Annotated in this window: 3 protein-coding genes; all 3 read right to left on the bottom strand. The window is 55.7% G+C overall.

The features are described from left to right. Window positions 1-58: 58 nt before the first annotated feature. Complete coding sequence (locus tag V8352_RS21395; RefSeq protein WP_336426281.1) at window positions 59-688, bottom strand: GAF domain-containing protein; 630 nt, start codon at window positions 686-688, stop codon at window positions 59-61. Between the two features lie 48 nt (window positions 689-736). After that, window positions 737-2,596 (bottom strand): putative bifunctional diguanylate cyclase/phosphodiesterase, encoded by a 1,860-nt coding sequence (locus tag V8352_RS21390; RefSeq protein ID WP_336426280.1) that lies wholly within the window; start codon window positions 2,594-2,596, stop codon window positions 737-739. A 125-nt stretch (window positions 2,597-2,721) separates the two neighbouring features. Next, window positions 2,722-3,942: sensor histidine kinase (locus V8352_RS21385; protein ID WP_336426279.1), on the bottom strand; the 1,221-nt coding region annotated here is incomplete at its 5' end.

Here is a 3,942-nt window from a genome sequence, read left to right as displayed (position 1 = left end):
GATGGCTGAGGTCTCCGCGTCGGACGCGCCTACCGAAGGCACGAAATATGGGAGCGGCTCAAGCACCGGTGCGCCCGACTACCCACACGGAACGAGAAGGGACCGAAAATGTTCGAGGCTCGGTATCGAGGATACAAAAGCTTGCCAAAGGTTCCAGGTTTTGTCCTCTGATAACCGCGCCTGCGTAAAATCTGATATTAGATGGCCCGGCTACCATCGGGTGATTGGCAAATCGTTCATCGCACAGTGTGTCCGGTACGACCAACATATCGGGCTCATGGATGGCATGGCCGCAAAATGACGCCTCACGGTCGTACAACCCGTTGTCCATCCCAAGGCCGGCCATGATCCAGTTTTTGTCGCCGCTTGGTAACCCGATATGTGCCATTGGCACGGTAAAGACACGCGCCGCCAATCGGGTTAACCTGCCAAGATTTGGGTCAGAGGTGTTGAGCAAATCAAGAGAATCGATCTCTATGATCCGCGCGGCTTCATCCGGACCCGACAGGGCGTGCAGCCAATTACCGGAGCACCTTTGATCCGTCAGTAAAAGTTGATCCACTTGCACTATGTCTCTTGTATGGTCTGCTAAATTTTTCAGTGTCTTTATCTGGGCACTGGTTATGGCGGTTTCATCCTGTACGTGGTGCTGCGACGCTGCTGTCGTGATTGGTTTGTTACTGATCATCGAGGCACCGGGTTCTGAGGTCTTGAAGCGAGACCAGGGCCAGGGCGTTCATATCGGTGCACTTTCGTTTCGCGTCCGGACAAATTTGCGAAAGTCGTCGTTGCAAAGCGGCATGCTGAAGTGAAACCCCTGAAGCTGGCCACACCCGTAGGCTTTCAGGAAAATCGCCTGTTCGCTGGTTTCCACTCCTTCGGCCACCACCTCGAGATCGAGTGTTCGGCCAAGCGTCACCATCGCATGGCAAATGCGCGCGTGGTTATCGTGTTCGGTGATGTTGTCGACGAATGTCTTATCGATCTTGAGGCTGTGGATCGGCAGGTCACGCAGATAATTGAAATTGGCATAGCCGGTGCCAAAATCGTCGATGGCAAAACGAACCCCGAGCGCGGCAATAACAGACATTTCGTCCCTTATCCCGCTGGCGTTTGTCATCAATGTGCTTTCGGTGAGTTCCAGGATCAGCCGATCCGGCGCGAGACCGGTCTGGTCCAGCACTTCACGCAAGGTATCAAGAAACGCGGGGTTCTCGATCTGCATCACGGACACGTTCACCGCGACGCTTGACTTGCCCCGCGTATCTGGGTCCCAGGTTACCGCGTCTTCGCAAGCTTTCTTCAAGACGAATGCGCCCAGGGCGTCAATAAGGCCAGCGGTTTCCGCAATCGGGATGAACCGATCAGGGGGAACCGCTCCCAGTTCCGGATCGGTCCAGCGCACGAGCGCTTCGGCCTCGCAGAAGTGTTCGCCCCGGACATTGATCTTTGGTTGGTAAACCACGGTCAGTTTTTCCTCGTGGATTGCCAGACGCAGGCGTTTTTCCAAATCAAGTCGCTCCGTCATGGCCGTGTTTAGGTTTTGGTCGGCCAGTGCGAAATTGCTCAGGTTTTTCGCACTAAAATCCGCGATCGCGTGCTCGGCTGCGTCAGCGAGTGCTTGGCCTTCCTGACCGTCGGCAGGAAATCGACTCATACCGACATGCACGCGCACCGGCATCACTTCACCCTTAACCTCAAATTTGGTACTGAAAGCGCTAATCACCCTTCTTGCGAGGTCGATCAGCTCATCACCCGGCGCGGCATAAGGCACGATGGTCAGGAACACATCCTCACGCCAGCGGCCATGGATGCACCCTCTCGCGAGGGTTTTTGCCAATGTGCGCCCGGCCGTCTCAAGCACAGCTTTTGTGATCGCGGGACCGCGTCCGCGTTTGATATCAGTAAACTTCACGATTTTCATGACAAGCACGCTGAAGCCCGATCCGTCGCCGCTTTGCGCCCATTGCACGGCCTGATCCAGCCGCTCCTGCAGGCCGGCCTCGTTCAGAAGGCCGGTGACTTCGTCCTGTTTTGCGTGGTGCACAGCCCCTTCGAACTTCTTGCGTTTCGCCCCGAAATCCACCATCTGGTCTTGCGCGATGTCGCGGAAATGGCGCAGCTTGACGCGATCCTCTTCGGAAAATATCCGTTGTTCGGTATCGACAAGGCAAAAGGTTCCGAGCGGTTCATCATGTCGCCCCCGAATGACGGCACCAGCGTAAAATCGGATGTTTGCGGACCCTCGGACCATCGGGTGATTGGCAAACCGTGGATCGTGCCACGTATCCTCGACCACCAGCATATCGGGCTCGTGGATGGCGTGACCGCAGAACGACATCACGCGGTCGCATGACGGTATATCGATTCCGACGCCGGCCTTGATCCAGTTCTTGTCGCCGCTTGGCAGCCCGATATGGGCAATCGGCACGTCGAAGACACGCGCGGCCAGTCGGGTAACCTGGTCAAGGCTGGCGTCAGACGTGTTGAGTAGATCAAGCGAGAGCAATTCCCGCATCCGCGCGCCTTCATTCGGGTGAAGCGGGGCGGGTAGCCAATCAAACTCATTCTCATTCGTCAATATGGCCTCATTCATGTGTACAGTATGTCCTGTGTCATTTGTTGATGTTTTCAACGTTTGGATTTGACCATCGGGTGAAGCTGTCTTGCCTGGTGCATGACGAGGTGACCCCGGCGTCGCAATCACTGAACCGTTGTCCATCACGCCGCCGAGTTCTGAGGTGTTGAAGGGATCGGAAGTGTCACGGTGAACCAGAAGGTCGCACCGTGCCCCGGATCGCTCTCGACCCCGAGAGTGCCGCCCATCAGCCCGACCAGCGTTTGGGATATGGAAAGGCCTAACCCACTTCCGCCAAATTCGCCCTGAGTTGATGCGGTCGCCTGTGCACCCCTTTCGAAGATCCGCTTTTGATTTTCCACGTCGATCCCGATGCCTGTATCGACCACCTCGAAACGGACGGCATCACGGCCCGCCGCGTCGCGCGAAACGCGCATCGTGACGGTTCCCTCAGACGTGAATTTGATCGCGTTTACGAGAAGGTTCAAAAGCACTTGGTGCAACCGCGGCTCGTCGCCGAGCAGCGTGTCGGGAAGGTTTGGATCAACCTCGATGCACAGATCTATGGCTTTGTCCTGCGCCGATAGCTGGACAATCGAACTCGCCGCCTCAAGAAGCGTGATGAGGCAAAATGGCGCTTTGACCATGACTATTACATCGGTTTCGGTCGTTGGAGGGTCCAGAGCATGATCTATCACTCCGGATAGCCGTTCAGCCGCAGTTTGCACATTTTTGAGATAACGGTCTTGCTCTGGCGTTGTGCTCGTTTCAAGCATCAAGTCGGTATAGCCGAAGATTGCCGTGAGCGGACTGGCAACCTCATGCTTAACCGAGTCGATGCAATCCGTTTTCTCTTGGCTGACCTGCAACGCCTCAACCTGCAAGTCCGACAATTCGACTGCGACGCGCTGAGATTGTCTGAGAAGTTCGCCAAATTCTATCTGGTCGTCGACAAGTGCGGCAAAAGACTTCAGTTGCCGAATATCTTCTGTGGACCAAGATCTCGACTCTGTGTCGATGACTCTTAACGCACCGACGACACGCCCTGCGAGATGGATTGGAACATCCATATGTGCCGCGAAACATGGCGCGGGGCTTTCGAAATCACCCCCAGATGTTGTCTCGTTAGAGTTAACAGAAACCGTTTTCTGTCGCACCGTGTCTTGCGCAAAAACATGACAGGGTGGTGCCTTTTGGATTGCCGAGTTCAACTCCGCGAGGTCGGTGGAAATCTTCGGGGTTTTGTCATCTGCAAAAAAAAGGTCCCTTCTCGTTCCGTGTGGGTAGTCGGGCGCACCGGTGCTTGAGCCGCTCCCATATTTCGTGCCTTCGGTAGGCGCGTCCGACGCGGAGACCTCAGCCAT

It is taken from the genome of Roseovarius sp. D0-M9, assembly GCF_037083805.1.
Classification (GTDB): domain Bacteria; phylum Pseudomonadota; class Alphaproteobacteria; order Rhodobacterales; family Rhodobacteraceae; genus Roseovarius.
The sequence above is the reverse complement of the archived record's forward strand: the minus strand, read 5'-3'. Positions and strand labels throughout refer to the sequence as shown.

What these genes read in the sequence shown, in the direction of transcription:
- V8352_RS21395 (WP_336426281.1), bottom strand. Translation starts at nt 688, where the DNA reads ATGATCAGTAACAAACCAATCACGACAGCAGCGTCGCAGCACCACGTA.
- V8352_RS21390 (WP_336426280.1), bottom strand. Translation starts at nt 2,596, where the DNA reads ATGAATGAGGCCATATTGACGAATGAGAATGAGTTTGATTGGCTACCC.